This window comes from Sulfolobales archaeon, from assembly GCA_038897115.1.
In the GTDB taxonomy this organism is placed as follows: domain Archaea; phylum Thermoproteota; class Thermoprotei_A; order Sulfolobales; family AG1; genus AG1.
In genome coordinates, this window is record JAWAXC010000047.1 from 1 (window position 1) to 17138 (window position 17138).

The following is a 17138-nucleotide window of genomic DNA, read 5'->3' on the forward strand; positions in this document are numbered from 1 at the left end:
GAAGGCTGGAAAAACAAACATACTATTCATAGACACAGGAGACAAAGAATTAGATCAAGAGCTCGAAGGATACTATAGAGCTATAATAGGCTATAGAGAAGAGAAAATCATAGCCATAAAAGCATCATGGAAGCATAGATAAATATAGGAGAAAACCAAACATATAAAAACAGAATTATCTCTGAAAAGCCCTATAAAATAAGGGCCCGTAGCTCAGCCAGGATAGAGCGCCGGCCTCCGGAGCCGGAGGTCCCGGGTTCAAATCCCGGCGGGCCCGCTATCCTTTAATCACTTACATCAAGGAATCTATTTAATCCTCTCTATGTTTCACTTCCATGGTGCAGGGTGAAACATCGGGAGTGATTTTCTTGGGCGATAAGCAGCAGTGGTGGGAGTCAATAGATCCTTCTAAGCTCAGCGAGGACGCCAGGTATCGAATACTGAAGTACCTTGACGAGAAGTATGGTCACAGGAAGATCCTCGAGGAAACAGGACTCAGCAGGGTTACCCTGTGGCGCCTGCTGGAGAAGAAGTCACCGGTTAAACCCGAGTACGTGAAACCCCTCTTAAAGCTACTGACTCAGGAAGAGTTCGAGAGACTGGTCAGCGCCAGAGATAGGCTTAAATCCATGGGCATACTCAGAGAGGATGGCACGGTAGATTACAGCCTAGCCCTAGAGATACTAGCTGTTGCAAAAGACGATGAGTACTTGAAGAACGCTATTCTCAAATTTGTTGTACAAGAGTTCCGTGAAGACCTGAAGAGAATGCTTGGCATAAGCTTCGCAGGAGTAGAGCTGAAATGGAGCGAAGATTTTGAGAGGTTTCTAACTGAGCGGAAGAAGAGAAGGACGGTGAGGGATCCCGAGACCTTAAAGTACTATAAGTCACTATTCAAGAAGCACCTTGAAGGAAAAGAACTTAGCGAGGAGCTCATAGACTATGTTGTTAACCATCCGAACAAGTGGCTTAGGAACGTGTTCCGCCACTACATACAGTACTTATACTACAAGCGCAGGATTAGCCCAGAGACTTTTGGTTGGATAATGGAGGTTGTGCCCTCCAGGAGCTATAAGCTAGACGTCAGACCTTACCAGGTGGATCTCGAAAGCGTGAGAAAAACCCTAGACTTCCTCAGAGAAAGGCATAGAGTGTACTATGTGGTTTACAGGGTCATGCTTGAGTCGGGTGCTAGGTTCGAGCACGTTCTCAGAATGGTGGAGACTTGGAAGCCTAGTGAAGTAGTTGAGCTACCAGGAGTAGGCTTAGAGACCAAGAGGCTTGTCTGCTTCGAGGATAGGGGTTTCTGCAGGTACTACATGGGTTTGAAGGGCCCTGAAAAGCCCTGCGAGTGGATATACATGAGCTTGGAGTCAACGAAGCTCCTCAACGCCATTGCCCCCAAGAACATAGATAGAAACGCAGTTAGGAAATATGCTAAGCGACACAATCTCGTACTGCCGAAATATATGAGGAAGATTACCTGGAGACTAATGATCAAAGCGATGCCCAGAGAAGTAGCAAGATTCATACAATCCAGGTTCGGGGAGCTAAAGGTTTCCGAAGCCAGATACGAAGATTTGCTAAGCGAGGCCGACGAAAACTACCTCAAATACCTCAAACACTTAATTACACTCCTTACATTGTGATGTTTAAAACTATTTGGATAATGTTAGAGTTGTTCCGGGTGATTATATTAAGGAGATTAGAATATTGTGAAAGACTATGAAATGTATGTTGATACCAGCAGATTTGAAATACTCATAGAATACACTATTAGATGCTAATTTGGAGAGTATCGGTTAAGATAATACCTTGATGTTACTAGAACCGGTACTTTTATCACCTTGTAAAGCATTATTCTATAATGGGTGCTACAGAGGGTATGCCAGTATTGGCTACTACATGTATTGGCAGGTATTTCAGAACTACTATGCCAAGAGAAGCCAGAAAGATTTCAGAGCTCAAGGAAAACGATGAAATGGATGGTGCTTGAAGATGTTTAAGGTAATTACCTAGAAACGAAGTGAAGTTCTATGATTATAACTACAATAACCTTCTTTAGGCTTATTGTGCGAGGATGAAACGATGAGTGTACCTCAGTATAAAGTGAATGTTCATGTGGCACCTGTACTGAGCATGCTAGGTTTACCCACACGTGCAGAAGAACCATTCTATGTGAGCATAGCTAAGAAGACGAGAAAGGTACCTGATTTTGTGTTAAGCCATAGTATAGCTGGTGGCATGCTTGGCGAAGCAGAAATAGGTACTATAGAATTCGATCCAGAGGCAATCGAGAAGCTGAAACAAAGGGCTTATGAGCGTTTCGAAGATATAGCGTTCAAAGGTTACGATTTCATTATGTTATTAATATACCCGAGGAAGCTTATCGAAGGTATAACGTCCTTACCTGAAGACAGGGTCGAGAAAGAGCTAATGGAGAAAAGTGTGGGACTAGGTATAGCTGTTAGGAAGGATCCATTTAATTTAACAGATCATTACATTAGGTGGTACAGCGAGCCCGTGAAGATTATAAATATACCTCAAGTACTAGATGCGCTTATAAACGAGTTCTTCAAGAAGTTAAAGGAACAAGATCCTCACATTAAAATTGGTGCTTATGAGCTTGTAGAAAGCATCAATGCCATAATAGAGAATACCTCACGAGCTCTCTCCTTGGTAGGGGATCAGAGCTTCATCGAGAAGCTTGCTAATGTTGCCCGTAAATTGAGTATTGCATGGGATCAAATTAAGAAGCTTGAAGATAAAATAAATATAACTACGAAGTTCATACTGTTGATGTCTGCACTCGTAATGATATTCTATGAAATAGCACGCAACGAACGTTTACACAATCTTAGAGCTCTAAACTGCGAAACACTAAGTATTACTGAGCTGGTGGAACATTTTGAAAATCTGATTCTAGATAAGAATACTAATGTAACCAGGTATGCAGAGCTAAATGCTGGTTTCATAGAGGTGCTCAAAGAAATACCTTTGCATCAACAGATGAATAATGCTGTGCAATCTATTTGCAGAGAGATAAAGCGCAATTATGCCTTGATAAGAAGACTAGGATGGGACATCTTATCAATGCTCTATCAGCGTCTATTATCAGAAACTTATAGACATGCATTTGCCACGTTCTATACAAAGTTGCCGGCTGCACGATTACTAGCGTCCTTAGCTATCGAGAAACTGGATGATAAGGTGATCGATCCAGCTTGTGGAACTGGTAGCTTGCTGCTAGCTTCGGTTGAGAGAAGAAGAATGTTACTCGGAGGAGAATTACTTAGGAAACTTTACATAGAAGCTCTTGAAAGTGAACGTCCACTCCTTGATATAGTTGATGAGATTATACTGAGAAATACTGCTGGTTTAGATGCGCTCAAACCCGCGTGTTTTATTGCTGCATTGAATTTGAGAATTGCAACACGTGGATCGCCCCCCAATAAGCTCAACATATATGATGTTAGCGTCGGATTCGATCGTGCAGGCAGTCTAGACTTATTAACTTATAGAAAAAACCTGTTGCCACAAGAAGTCAGGTCTCTAAGCGACGAGAAGTATGATGTAGTCATAATGAATCCTCCCTTTACAAGAAGTGATAGAATTTCATTCCTAATAGGGGAAGATGCGAGGAAAGCGTTGTTATCTACGCAATTATACTTCGGTAGTACACGTGTTAGCGACTTGTTCACGGCAGGCATGACCAAGCCTTTCATGGTACTAGCCGATAAACTTGTGAAAGAGGGAGGGAGGATTGCAACTGTACTACCTAACTCCATATTAAGTAGACCTAGCTGGAAAGATGTAAGAAAGGAACTCTTAAGTAGTTACAATCTTGAGTACATAGTAATAAGTTGGGCTCCTGGCACACCGAACTTTAGTAGTGACACTCGATTCAGAGAAATACTTTTAGTTGCAAGAAGGAAGTCAAGAGAAACGACTTCTTCACAAGGCTCATTAAGGATAGTGAATTTATATAAGAGAGTTGACGATCTTGGTATGGACGATGTTGAATTGATACGCAAAGCCGCTTCTAATGTTCGAAAGGGTGTAATCCGCGTTATAAAGGACAAAGAGGTAATCGCCTCTATAGTGTCTATAGATATAGAAGAGGAAATTAAAAGAAGGTTAGAAGAAAAAGGCATTCAAGAAGAAAAGATCAAAGAAGAACTCGAGAAGATTAGCAGTAACCTTTATAGGTTTATAGCTTTCAAGAGCGGCGAGCTATTGAAAATGCATTTAGATATAGTAACTAAATGCGGTACAGAGTTCAAAAACGTTTTCAAAGTAGGAAGCGTAATAGACCATACTAGCGGGCTTAGTTCACCAGTAAAAAGAGATGAGAATACATCATATCTTTACGAAACTCCAGCTCTTTGGGGAACCGGAGAAACCTTGGATGTTAGAATTCCTTGGCTCGAAAAAGCACCACATAAAATAGGGGTTATCAATGAAACTGAGGTGAAAGTAAAATATTGGAGAGCATCATCTAGAACTTTTTACCGTGCTAGAATCTTTATTTTAAGAAGAGCTAGGTTGAGCACACAATACATGTTAATGATTTATGTAGATGAGCCCAGCGTATCAAACGTATGGTGGCCTCTTGAACCGTTAGACAAAAGTTATATCCTACCCTATTTAACATATATGAATAGCATTTTTGGCTTCATAAATGTTCTTGGTGAAAGACTAGAGACCGAAGGACTATATATGGAAATTAAGAAGGATCATTTAGAGAGTATGCCCATACCTGATTTGAGAAACATTAAATTTTCGAAAGATGATATCAATAATATTCTAAAGCAACCAATGCTTAGGTTTGACCAGTACATAGAGTATATGGCTAGGTTAAGCAAAGAGACAGGGGCGAGTTGGTATGATGTAGCCCAAAAAGTCGTGAAGGAGGCTGAAAAGAACCCTGATTTAAAGCAGTATGCAAATAGGGCACTCCTTGATTTGGAATCGTTAAGAATGCTTAATGAAGTTTGCCGAGACATAGATGTGCCAAACAACTTGTATATGAATTACTTAAAGAGGAGACCCATACTTTGCAGCAGATAATGGAGCGAGGCGATGAAGATGAGAACATTATCGAGGACATTGCTGAGAAAATAGAGAAGAAAGTTAAGCATATACCCTTAGACAAGTGGTCAAAATCTAAGGGTGGCCATTCATAAGCGAGAACGAAGGAGAAGAGTACCTTACGTTATCTATACGGCCACACCCAATGCGGATTCTAAGACTTGGGCTAATATCCAGTCCAAAGGAGTTGATATTAGGCTTAGAAAGATTGAGACTTTGAGATTCTTCGTAGTGGAGATGGCTAGGAGGAGGCTGTCAAGGGCTAAGGAGCCTAAACCCGAGGCACTAAAGGGCTCTGGGGAAATGCTTGCTAGAACCTCTAAAAAAGGAGAGGAGACGAAGCGAACAAGTCAACATAAGAAATTAGACGAGTTCTTTAGCTCTAAACAATCATAAATGCGTGAGGCAATTTAGATGAAATCTGATGAAAGACTTGTTGAGATTGTCTCTGAGTGTCTCAAAGTACTCGAGGAGTGTGTTGGGAGGTGGATTACCTTCGGCACGAAAAACCGCAACAAGTGCAGGGACTTGCTGGTGCAGAGCAGGGGTGAGTGCAGCTGTCTACAGCTACATCTATGAGAACTACTGCAGGGGAAGAGTTGACTACGTGTCGATACGTTCAATGGTAGGTGACATACTCAGCACATATAGAGATGTACTAAAAGCATTTGGCGAGGTAGATAAATTCATAAAAGATTATTGTGACATGGACTAAAAAAGATTAGCAACAAGGAAATGTAAGGAAAGTACTACCTCCTGTACAGTGTATTGATCTGCTTTGTAGACTTTTGTATATGCTTTCATACCATGCTTTCTCATCACCGACATCAAGAGCTCAACGAGTTTTGTAGCTCTATTGGTTGTAGGTGCTTTATAGAATTCTAGGACTGCTTTATTTAAGTTCTTGGAGCATCTGCCTCGGTATACGCAATCTATGATCTCTCTAAGTACTGGTACCACAAATAGCAGTCCTTCGTATTGTGCTAGCTTTGATAGAAATTTTTCAGCTTCCGCAGCAACCGCTTTCCAATAAGTCTCACCGAAATACCTTCTACCAATCAAATCTGTTACACCGTCTATCGGTATCGTGGCTATAGTATTCGCAATTAACACAGCAATATTGGAGAGCTCTAGGTCAATACTCTGCTGCGATGAGTGTAGCACACCCTCTGTTCTCACCTTATGTATCAACCTTAGATTAGAGTACATGAATGCGTGGCAAAGCTCGTGTTTAAGAATGTTTTCGAATACGTATTCTCTGCCTGTGCTCGTGCTGAGTTGCCCCTCTAAAGCTTCTTTATTCAACCATATAACTACAGTATTGTTAGGACCGGGTATGGTCAACGCGATTTCAAACCTGCATCTCTGCTTAATGCTAGATGGATCGCTCCATAGCTTCGTGATTATGGGCGTTGATTGAGCGTGTTCGGTGAGCTCGCTACAAGATGTTGTCACAATTATTTTGTTAGGGTCGAGTGAAAGCACTACTACAACCACTACCACGTCTCCAACTGAGACTATAACAACGACTACGCCGCCAACAGAGACCACTACTACGCAGACCTCACCTATATCCACTACTACAGTGACTACCGCCCAGACAATAGCGGTTACTGAGACATCTACTTTCATCTCTACAACTACAGTAGTTCAACACGATACTACTATCAAGACTGTTGCGACAACCACTCCGTTAACTACGCCAACCACGTCACTGCCGACTACTTCTGTAGTGACAAGCCCTTACACAAGCACCTCTACAGGCATTTCCACAGCTGTGGAGAAGCATGCTCCCACCACGCAGCCTACAGCAGGCGACTACACCACGTGGATCGTAGCAGGTGGTGTCCTAGCAGTAGTAGTAACAATTCTCTTAATAGTCTTGCTCAAGATCAAGAGGAAGTAGAAAACAATACAAAAACTTTCTTTTTAATTCTGCAAGTTCATTTGCCACAAGTGATTTTCAAAGAGCAATGAACTTTCACGACAAAGTGCTTTATAGATTCCAGCAGATTCTCTACGTGAATACCCTGCTATTTTCCTGAGGGTTACCTGATGCTCCAATTATAATCAATTTTTAATCCAAGGTTTGTAATCGACCTTATGAAGTGCTCATCTAGATGGAGCATCCGGCTTAGTAGTAACTCTAGAGCTTCACACTACTATGTTTTAGAGCAGAGGGTTCATTGAAAAACAGGGTCGTGCTCGTGCTACATATCTCCATAGACCATAAGCTTTATCAAGCAGAGCCTTAGCCTCTTCAATACATGACTTCATTTTTCACTAAGTCAATAGCATTAGCTAAAATTTCGCTGTTTAACATGCTAGAACCCTTTACCACGCTAAGTAGCACAATGTACTATTTAGAAGAGCATTAGGAACATAGATACTGGAATGTAAACTACCTCGTTATGTTCTTTTAAGGTATCCTTAGTTAATACTATTTTGCCTTTTTCAGGAGACACGTGAGAGGGTAGCCTACGGTATTTTGACTCAATAATGAACCTATGCTTGGCGCTCATCTTCTCAACACATAGAATGAAATCAGCCTCTTGTGCTTCCTCACCCGCTTGCCTATACATTAAGACTTTTTCGTATTCAACACTAGCTACATGTTCGAAAAGCTGTTGAGCTAGTAGGAGATGAGCAGCAATTACACTTTCAACCATTCGACCTCTAAAACTTGGGTCGTTAATAGTCTTTCGTGAGTGCTCGAAAGGATCAGGGATGTTATTGAGATACGAATACAATGCGTGGTATATGAATGGGTTCAGAATATAGTTTTTAGGCTGGCCCTGATAGTTGGGCTTGCAAGTAGAGCTTACACCTTCCTCGGGATATGCAAAAAAGAATGTCCATGTAGTACGAAGGTAGTTTAGGTAGTTCCGCAACCCAAAACGACCTTTAGGTCTCGCCTCCTCATCACGTCCAATAATTTCTGGTTTACGTAAATCCAAGGGGCTTGCGAGCCTCTTAGGTTCTAGAAGGTAAGCCAGTACCCTTTTCGTGTTTTCCGGGTCTAATCCAGCTTTCTCGGAGTCCTTGATTAGTAACTCTGCTACATCGCTGTAGAACTCTTTGCTTATATACTTATTTTTATAATATTCGTCTATAGCTCTTGGATAGCCACCATGAATTAAGTAATCTTCAAAAACTGTTTGAAGAAGCTGAAAGTATTCCTCGTACATCCTCTGAAGATGCTCTGGTACTCTTCCTTGTGCAAGCTCTCGTAACATTCCGAATCTTATTTTAGGGGCTCTAAGCCTGCGTGCTGTCAAGAACGTACTTATCTCTGGCCTAAGTGCTTCAACTATTTCCGAGAATCTCAATGGTAAATGGACAAGGTTTCCACCTAGGTTAAAGAGCTGTGCTAATCTGCCTTGTCGACCCCTCAACTTACTAGTTGCTTCAGCGAGATCCATAGAATGACTGCCGGTAGCTATGATCTTCATTCGTCCACTTTCAACCAAGCCGATGTCGTAAAGATTTTTTAATGCCTGAGCCCATTCAGGGTACATCGACGCCTCGTCAAGGAACACATATTTATCAGCATTGCTCTCCAACTTAGCTATTGCTTCAAGCAGCTTAATGAGCTTTACATCCTTTAGCCCCTCGTAGTCTAAGGAGATATAAAATACTGTCCGAGGATCAATGTTTTTCTCTTCAATAAGATACTTTATTAATAGTTTGATCAGCGTGGTTTTTCCTACACGCCTAGGACCTCGTATAGTGATTATACCGTATGTATTAGGCGTAGTAATGCGTTTTCTTAAATGGAAGTATAATCTAGGTTCACTCTTAAGCGCTGAGTCGTAGAAATTTCGAATTAACAAGTCATGGCGGTGCCAACCCCTATCCTTCCACCACGGGTTGTAGAGTTCTAAAAGTCTTTTCAAATCTTCGACATTCAACTTGTTCTACACCTTTTCACGAGGAGAGCTAAGTCCTTTTCTATGCGTCCTACTTCTTTTGCTAGCTGCTCGTACTTCTCTTCAAGGTTTTTAATGCGGGACACTAGGTCTCCATATTCAACTTCACCTAGGTATTCTAGGACAATCTTTTTAACTAGTGCAGGAGCCGAGAGACCCTGATGCTCCGCCAGCTTCTTCAGCTTTTCATATTGTTCCACACTGAGGTAAAACTTGACCTGCTTAAGCCCACTCAACCCACATCCCCGTACTATAATAGTACCTTAAAGGTACTATAAAAAAGCAAACGACATATCCATGCCAATGTAGTTCTTTTCGTACTCCCTAAGGTACTATGATAGTACTTTAATAGTACCATATTGTGCAGTCTATAGTACTATTAAGGTACTATCATAGTACCCACCACGTTATTTATGTTATTTTGTTGTTGTCCACACTAAAAAGCGAACAAAATAAGCGAAATAAATTCAAGAGAGATATTTAGGGCATCTATGGATTTGCTGAAGTAGCGGTAACAAAAAGTTAAGTCATGACAGATGTCCTTAGCTACAATGAAGTCATGTAGATATTAGCTGAGTAACGAATACATAAAGCTCTAATTTGGCAATAGGCACTAACATGAATTAAATGGTATAACAGATGCGAATTTTAGTAAATACCTAGTTTTGTGTCAAATAAACAATGTTTCACTTGTCACAGGTGATTTTCAGAAAAGATAGTGTTCTTTGAGGAGATGTTTCAGTTTGATGTCGAACACTGAAACATGACCCTATAGATGCTCTAGCCTTCGGAGCCGGAGGTCCCGGGTTCAAATCCCGACGGGTCCGCTACACACGTTATTCATTACTTCATCATTCTAGCGTTTATGTTGCAGTATCTATTAATGAGTTTGTATATGAGGGCTTTAAAGCTGGAGGATAGGATATGGGTCATTTAAATAGTCTTTCAGGTCTTTACAGTGTCTTGCTATCCAATCGAACTTATCTTGTCTTTCTGCTTCTGCAAGCTACACGTCCAAGGCTTTTAGATATGCATAGTAAGTGTTTGGATGCGAGTCTATAATTATGTTCCGCGATATTGCATACCATTCACCCGAGAGCGGTCCTTTGTTATCGTTTATGTTCATTTATAGCCGCCCTCGGGTTCCTCACGGTCTCCCCGGGCTCCCTCACCGCGGTTCAGCCACAGCTCTCGGAAACTTAGAGTTACCAGTAAACCTATAGTCCTCGGAGCATGTATATGTATCACCATACTTAATAGCCCTGAAGGGTATTAGCAATGAACCCATATAAAAGTTTCCAAAGACAATCAAATATGTTTCAGCTCATTCTCTTCAGGAAATATGTCTTTGTCACTCCATGTAAGATAAGTAGCTCGTTATTCAATATCTCCGCTGGCTTTACGGCGTCATTCTCGTAGGTCAGGCTTTCAAGGTATGCTACCAGTCAGAAGGCGCATTACATTGAACACCATATTTTAGAAGTAGTCTTAAAACTCTAGCTAGCCTCGATTCCAAGACTTTATATTATTCCGTGTCAACGGGCGTTAGCTCTCGCCTCGCTAAGAAACTATGGAATAGTTCTCAGCCATGGTATTCGTTTAAAGTCTTCGTCAAAGGTCAGTATAGTGTCTATACCGTAGTGTCTACAAGCTGATGCTATTAGTGCATCGTTAGGTAGTAGCCCGTACTCTCTCATTACCTCCATGGCTATTTGTTTCACCCTCTCGTTTATTTCAAGCTCTGAGAAGTACTCCCTCAAGAATTGTATTTGGGTATTCAACGATTTAAACACGTTCTTTACAGTTTCTGGGCTATCTTTAAGCTCATAAGCCTTCTTACCGGTAAGTAGCTTAAGCAATATAAATATAACCTCAGAAATAACAACGATATTAACATAGCCTGTAGCATCTCCATAGATAATGGGTTCCAGGACTTTCTTAGCTAATGAATCACCTGCAAAGTACTTAATTATCACATTACTGTCAATAAATACCGAACTCATCCTCAGCCTCCCTCAGAACTCTCTCCAATGTTTCCTCGTCAACTTTTATAGAGCCAAACACCTTCTCAGCTAACTCAGTTCGAAGCACCTTTACAAGCAAAACTTCTCCTTCAGAAACATCTAGCTTCTCTAGAGGCTTAAGTACTCCATTCTCATACTTCACTCTTATAACCTTAGCCATATAGCATCACCCAACTGTATTACGGCTTCAAGAGATTAAAGCGTGTTGCAGTATAATAGATTTACCGTAGCAGAACCTCTAATCACTCCTCCTAAAACGTTACAGACATTCTATGGCTTTATACAACAAAACGATATTAGTACCGGAGCTGGTGATCCGGGGTTCAAATCTCGGCGAGCCCGCCACATTGCATTCTATTATCGTTTGTTTCATGATAAGATAGGGATAAGCAGTTTTAAGTAAAGTATTTGTGGAGGTGCTGCCTGACAGCATTTAAGAATTTTTCTAGTGATGGGTCTTGTAGGGGATATACTTCTCCTCCTAGGTGTCTGTGGTGTGGATGTGTTTAGATTTCTGGGTGATGTGGTCGGTTATCCCACCATTCCTCATAGTCATAAGCTCTCAGGTAGTAACCATAAGCTACGAGATTCCTTTCTTTCCAGCATTCACGTGTTACTACCACCATGTTGACGCGAGGAATGCTTATATTAACATTTAGGTACTCTACGTCTCCTTCATTCATGATATAGTGCTCAATAACTCTAACCACAGGATTGAATTCACTCAGAAGGCTATTTATTAAATTTAATACGAGGTGTAGCCTCGTCAATCCTCTTTATCCCTTTAACATTGCCAGTACACGTTTCTTCTTCGCTCCCAGCTCTTCAAGCCTCCTCTTCAGGTAGAGGTATTCAGGCCAGAGAAGATCAATCTCTGGATTATCAATACCTTTACCAGCAAGCAGCCTCTCCAATTCCCTCCAGTCCCCAACACCTAATCTCAAAGCCATTCTCTGAAGCCTAGCTCCAACCAGCGCAACTTCTCTATTAATCTTTTTCAACATAACTCCTAAGCTCTCACGCATAATCAACTCCAAGATCCTGACCTCACATAAACTATCAATAAAGCCAGTTAAAATCATTAGCTATATTCATTGCCTCGGGCCAGATACTAATACCAGTTACAGACTTTTAAGAACATATAAGAGTCAGAACATTTTAGCTTTGATTCTGATGTTTTTCAGCAGGAAAAAGGGTATATTTAACAGCAATAAAGCATATGTGAAAGCATCATGAAACATTAACAAATCCATAGCGCTAATCCCACAACAGAAATATCACAACCGCTAACATTTTCAAAACTGTTCTTACAATTAGTACTGTGGAGTGGTAAATAGTGCTTGACGTGCTGATAGGTGAGCTAGCTAGCGTCGTGAGGCGCAGACCTAAGCTTGCTTTTCAACTGTTGCTGGTGTACTTAGTATTATACCTGTTTTCACGCTCGGAGAAGATTAACTTCTCGCTAATAATTGTAGAGAAACTTCCTTACGCCTCCCCTCGGGAAATACTATACTTAATGGTATCTATCATATTCGCTATATTATTCTTATTAGTTTATATTGTATTGCTAAAATACTTCTATAGAAGGCTAAGGAGTTCCTTTCTAGACGCTATAAGAGGATTCAATATTGAAAATATTGGAGATATTCTTAATCGTCTTAGCAAATCGTGCCTCATAAAAGATATAAAGATAACTAAAGGGCTAGGTACATTCTCAATAACTATCTTGGCTTCATACTATTTCGCTATGGCGTTCTTTATCTATGTTTTCGACGCTATTTTCTTGATGATTGCAGAAGTAAGCAGTTTTTCCTATGTAGAGGCTAGGATCCCTACACTTCTATTTTTATTAACAATGTTTCTTCTACTCCTCCTCTTTGCAGTTTTCGCATCTGAGGAGAGTTTTTCAGAGAAGAAAGACAACTCCGAAGGGGGAGAGACGTCACTATCATGGCTACATTCCCGGCTAGAACGCTACCTCTCCCCAACATGTAATAATGAAACAGGCAAGGGAAAGGTAACTGTATCACTTATAAGAATGATCACTCCTATCCCAGTCATACCTTTCAGCATAGATATCGTTGCAACTCCACCACAACTTGTTCCTTGGAGTATAGTTAAAGAAAGATTTACAAGAATTATGCAGACCAAGGAAGATACGAAGAGGGATGCAAAGAATAGGAGTGAAGAAGGAGAGAAGCCGCCATATAGACTCATAGTCTCAAGTAAGATTAACGGGAAAGAGGAAATTACTAAACCCGTCGATATAGATAAGATGAAAAGAGGTCTCACCTATTTCCTGCATATCGCAATGCTAGAAAAATGCGGCAAGCCCTTAGGTATAGTGTTCTTCTTTATTACCTCACATATTAGCATCTTCAAGCATCCATTAAGGTCTTTAAGCCTACACAGAGCGATTGTATCTCAGGGAGAAAAGGAGGAAATGCTATTTATAATGGGACTCGGCAGGCCAGACATACAGCTATTCATGTATTGGCTTTTGCTAGCCTTCCCATCTGAAACTTGTAGTTACTAAAGAGATATTATTTAGGCATGCAATATCAACAGGTTAAACTCTCCTGCAAGAAAGAAGCTTCGTTCAGCACTGGGCTAGTTTCGCACTATGCAGAGGAAATATGTGAGTATTGGCGTAAGCCATGTCCCTAGCATTACCCTAACGGGTATAAATAGGTTAGAAAACGTCCCACAATACCATTACTTTCTGGGACATTGGTATTTAAGTGCCGGCCTCGGAGCCGGAGGTCCCGGGTTCAAATCCCGGCGGGCCCGCTACTTTTTCATCACCTGATTAAAAACCGCAAGTAGAGCCTCTCAATGTTTCATAGTTCAAGTAGGCTTCATGAAACATTTATTTGATAAGACCTTGAAATAATATACCCGGTGCTCTGCTTTGAGTAGTTGGATCGATGTCCTTGACCTAAGCAAGATAAGCGATGAGGATAGGTGCAGGATCCTAGAGTACTTGGCCGGGAAGATCGGCAAGGAAAAGATAATGGAGGTCCTAGGCATTATTAGGATTACTCTGTGGAGGCTCCTGAACAAGCAGCAGAGGGTGGACGATGGGAAGCATGCATAGATCGGCAAAGACTAATGAAGACTTCAATTCGCAGTCATAGCCAAGGCGATTGAGTACAATGTGCCGATAATTGTTGTGGGCTCAAGGAGCACTTCATCTACCTGTCCAATGTGTGGTTCTAAGCTAGTCTATATACGTAGGTTAGTTGTTTGCAGAAAATGCGGATTCAAAAGAGACAGAGACTCTGTTAGAGCTATGAATATTTGGCTGAGAGCTCTGTAGGCATATGCAGGGAGGCCTTGGTCTCCCCGAAGCACCCCGCGGTGAACAATGAAACCCGAGGGAGCGGGGGGAACCAGAAATGAAGGGATGAAGCAAAGTAATCAAAAGTATTCAAAAGTGATTAAAAGCAATGTTCAGACCCGAACCCTTTCTTTACAGAATGTCCGTAAGAACAGTATCTCCCCAAGGCTGGAGTGAACCCGCTTTTTTGGACACTAGCTTCAGTATAGTTGATATGGGGGATAGTCGGTACAGTAATAGCATTTACAAAGATATAACAGGTCGAGAGAAAAATGGTATTTAGGGGATCACCTTTAGCCAAGGTATTCTCTTGAAGTCCTCATCAAAGGTTAGTATGGTGTTTATACCGTATCGCTTGCAAGTTAAGGCTATGATAGCGTCTCCTGGAAGGAGTTTATATTTTAGCACAGTTTCATGGATTTCTTCTATAGACGCCACGTCTTGTAGTACAGCTATGTTGTTCTCCTCTATTAGCTTTCTAAGAGCTTCCAACTCATCCTTCACAAAGTCGAGACCGTGCTCAACAATAATCCTACGGACATCATAAACCCCTCTTGCACCATACAGCTTGCTTGCCTTTACTCGTATTATTATGTATGATGCCTCCTCTATTGTTCTCAAACTAGTGAATACCTCTTCATGCCTAGCTAAGTGTTTGATAACTAGATCGGACTTGGGCTTGACATCGTGGAGTAGGTAAATGAGGGCATTCGAGTCCACGTATATCAAAGTTGTTCTGCCTCTTCTATAGCCTCCTCTAAAAGCTCTTCATCAACGGGGCCGAGTATTCCTTTATACTTTTGAAGCCTCCTAATACGCTCTTCAACATTAATTATTTTAACCAGCAGCTCCTCACCTTCAGGAAACTCCAAAGGCTCCAAAGGCTTGAGAACTCCCTTCTCGTACTTTACCCTTATAACCTTGGACACGCATTCACCCAACTACTATAATATGGCTTTAAAAGATTAAAGCGTGTTGCAGTAGAATAATTCTACCGCTCCAGAACCCCAACATAGACGAGGATGGTTTAAAGAAGCTCGCTAAGGAGGTTCATGAAGCGGGTCTGCAGCTAGCTATCCACGGCATTGGAGATAAAGCCATAGACTTAATCCTCAATACTTACAAAACACTTGACGGGGTTAAAGGCAGGAGACGCAAGGTAGAACACGCCTCAGTCCTAAGAGAGGATCAAGCCGAGAAGATGGCTGAATTAGGAATCGTTGCATCGGTATAGCCTCACTTCATAACAACTGATTGGTGAGTTGAGAGACGAGTCGGGAAGAGGAGAATACGGTGGGTCTACGCGTTCAAAACCATGATCAAGAAGGGGGATCAAGCTGGGGTCCTCCACAGATAGTCCTACCGAGATTCTCAACCCGTGGGAAACCGTGTATGCAGCCGTGACTAGAGGCAAGTATGAGGGAATTCCACTCTACGAAGACACCAAAGATGGGTGTCTGAGTGTCGAGGAGGCCCTCCACGCATACGTGTGGGGCTCCGCCTACTTAATGTTCGAGGAAACCAATCTAGGGAGTCTCGAGGAGGGTAAGTTAGCTGACCTCATAGTAGTCGATAAAGATCCTCTAACGGTAAATGAAAAGAACTCAAGAATATAAGAGTGCTCGAGACTTACGTCGAAGGTATTAAAGTTTTTCCACTTTAAACTCCTAAGATAGAGGCTCGCTCCAGTTACTCTCTTGCCTACTAAAGTGGGTGGTGCTTTATCCTCGTAGAAGGCTACGATCGCTACCTTTGCCATGCCGTGTCTCGCTTCATAGGTCGTGCTGGCCGCACGCAGTATTAACACTATGTTCTTGAATGCTACCAGTAAGCGGTTTGATGGTAGTGACCCTTCTTCATATACATTTAATCCTGCCCCCGTTATTCATCCCCTACATAGTGCTTAAATTAATGCATAAGTGTCTATGGTACTCCCACTGCCAACCACTACCGTAGCGACAAGCCCCTACATGAGCACCTCTACAAACATTTTCACGACCACGGAGAAACCTGCCTCTTACACATAACCCCGCAGCAGACAGTATTCTAACACTAATAGCAGTAGGCCTCTTAATCGCCTTACATAAGAGGAAGTAGCGAGCAAAACCGAAACCTTTTTGACTCCACATGTTCCATTTGTCGCAGATGATTTCGGAAGATATATTGTCCTCTGACGAAATGTTTCAGTTCTATGTTGATCACTGAAACATGATCCTATAAAAAAACTCAGCCTGGGGAACCGGAGGTCCCGAGTTCAAATCCCGGCGGGCCCGCCATATATATATTCTTATTAATCACTATTTTATGGATTCTCCTCAGGAATATGAATAGCAGCAGTCCTAGGTCTGTTAATTACCGCTTGCACGGAATGATAGCCTTGTACGTCTCCACGCCTTGTTGGCACCTATAATTGGTCCCTGAGGAATCCTATGCGCTTGATACTCTTTAAGCAGGCTTAGCAGCTTCTTAGCCAGTTCTTCTAAAGTAAAGTTTTCAACCTTAGTTATTTTGGTTTTTGTGGGCCGGACTCTCCTCATCTCTTCTCGGGTCTGCATCTGGCCAGGGGCGTTCAGAGCTTCTTCCACGGAACCGTGAAGCCTCAAACCTCTTGCGAGAGTCTCTGTGGCAGCTCCAGTAACTGTGGTAGCCAAAATACTTAAGCCTCTTCATCTAGACAACGGTCTGTAAACACATAAATATTATTACGAAGTACTAGAACAGTGTTGAAATGATTTGTAAGAGCTATATCTTGTA

At 41.7% G+C, this 17138-nt stretch carries 17 protein-coding genes and 1 tRNA gene; 9 read left to right on the top strand and 9 right to left on the bottom strand.

Features of this window, described 5'->3' with window-relative positions:
• Positions 1–202 precede the first annotated feature (202 nt).
• The 5 genes from QXE01_07215 to QXE01_07235 all read left to right on the top strand — a co-directional run bounded on the left by QXE01_07215 (position 203) and on the right by QXE01_07235 (position 5670).
• Positions 203–277, top strand: a tRNA-Arg gene (locus QXE01_07215).
• Positions 278–368: 91 nt separating this feature from the next.
• Entirely contained in the window at positions 369–1649 is a 1281-nt protein-coding gene (locus tag QXE01_07220) for an integrase (GenBank protein MEM4971023.1), read from the top strand.
• Positions 1650–2121: 472 nt separating this feature from the next.
• Positions 2122–5070, top strand: a complete 2949-nt coding sequence (locus QXE01_07225) for an N-6 DNA methylase (protein ID MEM4971024.1) — start codon at positions 2122–2124, stop codon at positions 5068–5070.
• Between the two features lie 102 nt (positions 5071–5172).
• Positions 5173–5487: a hypothetical protein gene (locus QXE01_07230; GenBank protein ID MEM4971025.1), complete on the top strand. Its 315-nt coding sequence runs from the start codon at positions 5173–5175 to the stop codon at positions 5485–5487.
• Between the two features lie 18 nt (positions 5488–5505).
• On the top strand, positions 5506–5670 hold the full coding sequence (locus QXE01_07235; protein ID MEM4971026.1) for a hypothetical protein: 165 nt from the start codon (positions 5506–5508) through the stop codon (positions 5668–5670).
• A gap of 132 nt (positions 5671–5802) precedes the next feature.
• Here QXE01_07235 and QXE01_07240 read toward each other — a convergent pair whose 3' ends face one another.
• Positions 5803–6669 carry a hypothetical protein gene (locus QXE01_07240; protein ID MEM4971027.1) on the bottom strand — a complete coding sequence of 289 codons (867 nt, stop codon included), beginning with the start codon at positions 6667–6669 and terminating at the stop codon, positions 5803–5805.
• Between the two features lie 7 nt (positions 6670–6676).
• On the opposite strand from QXE01_07240, the gene QXE01_07245 reads away from it, so the two are divergent.
• Positions 6677–6997, top strand: a complete 321-nt coding sequence (locus tag QXE01_07245; GenBank protein MEM4971028.1) for a hypothetical protein — start codon at positions 6677–6679, stop codon at positions 6995–6997.
• Between the two features lie 457 nt (positions 6998–7454).
• On the opposite strand, the gene QXE01_07250 is transcribed toward QXE01_07245, so the two are convergent.
• The 5 genes from QXE01_07250 to QXE01_07270 form a co-directional block, all read right to left on the bottom strand.
• The gene (locus QXE01_07250) at positions 7455–9002 is read right to left on the bottom strand and encodes an AAA family ATPase (GenBank protein ID MEM4971029.1); all 1548 of its coding nucleotides are present in this window, start codon (positions 9000–9002) and stop codon (positions 7455–7457) included.
• On the bottom strand, positions 8999–9256 hold the full coding sequence (locus QXE01_07255) for a hypothetical protein (protein MEM4971030.1): 258 nt from the start codon (positions 9254–9256) through the stop codon (positions 8999–9001). Before QXE01_07255 ends, QXE01_07250 begins: the two co-directional genes overlap by 4 nt.
• Positions 9257–10588: 1332 nt before the next feature.
• Positions 10589–11023: a type II toxin-antitoxin system VapC family toxin gene (locus tag QXE01_07260; GenBank protein MEM4971031.1), complete on the bottom strand. Its 435-nt coding sequence runs from the start codon at positions 11021–11023 to the stop codon at positions 10589–10591.
• Entirely contained in the window at positions 11004–11204 is a 201-nt protein-coding gene (locus tag QXE01_07265; GenBank protein MEM4971032.1) for an antitoxin family protein, read from the bottom strand. Before QXE01_07265 ends, QXE01_07260 begins: the two co-directional genes overlap by 20 nt.
• Before the next feature lie 616 nt (positions 11205–11820).
• Entirely contained in the window at positions 11821–12069 is a 249-nt protein-coding gene (locus tag QXE01_07270; protein ID MEM4971033.1) for a hypothetical protein, read from the bottom strand.
• A 347-nt stretch (positions 12070–12416) separates the two neighbouring features.
• On the opposite strand from QXE01_07270, the gene QXE01_07275 reads away from it, so the two are divergent.
• Together QXE01_07275 and QXE01_07280 are read left to right on the top strand one after the other, a co-directional pair.
• Entirely contained in the window at positions 12417–13580 is a 1164-nt protein-coding gene (locus tag QXE01_07275) for a hypothetical protein (GenBank protein ID MEM4971034.1), read from the top strand.
• A 375-nt stretch (positions 13581–13955) separates the two neighbouring features.
• Complete coding sequence (locus QXE01_07280; GenBank protein MEM4971035.1) at positions 13956–14141, top strand: hypothetical protein; 186 nt, start codon at positions 13956–13958, stop codon at positions 14139–14141.
• 522 nt (positions 14142–14663) lie between these two features.
• On the opposite strand, the gene QXE01_07285 is transcribed toward QXE01_07280, so the two are convergent.
• Both QXE01_07285 and QXE01_07290 read right to left on the bottom strand, forming a co-directional pair.
• Positions 14664–15104, bottom strand: coding sequence for a PIN domain-containing protein (locus tag QXE01_07285; protein ID MEM4971036.1), 441 nt, complete (start codon positions 15102–15104; stop codon positions 14664–14666).
• A 5-nt stretch (positions 15105–15109) separates the two neighbouring features.
• Complete coding sequence (locus tag QXE01_07290) at positions 15110–15313, bottom strand: antitoxin family protein (GenBank protein MEM4971037.1); 204 nt, start codon at positions 15311–15313, stop codon at positions 15110–15112.
• A gap of 402 nt (positions 15314–15715) precedes the next feature.
• On the opposite strand from QXE01_07290, the gene QXE01_07295 reads away from it, so the two are divergent.
• Positions 15716–16000, top strand: coding sequence for an amidohydrolase family protein (locus tag QXE01_07295; GenBank protein ID MEM4971038.1), 285 nt, complete (start codon positions 15716–15718; stop codon positions 15998–16000).
• A 732-nt stretch (positions 16001–16732) separates the two neighbouring features.
• Here QXE01_07295 and QXE01_07300 read toward each other — a convergent pair.
• Entirely contained in the window at positions 16733–17035 is a 303-nt protein-coding gene (locus tag QXE01_07300) for a hypothetical protein (protein ID MEM4971039.1), read from the bottom strand.
• Between the last annotated feature and the right edge of the window lie 103 nt (positions 17036–17138).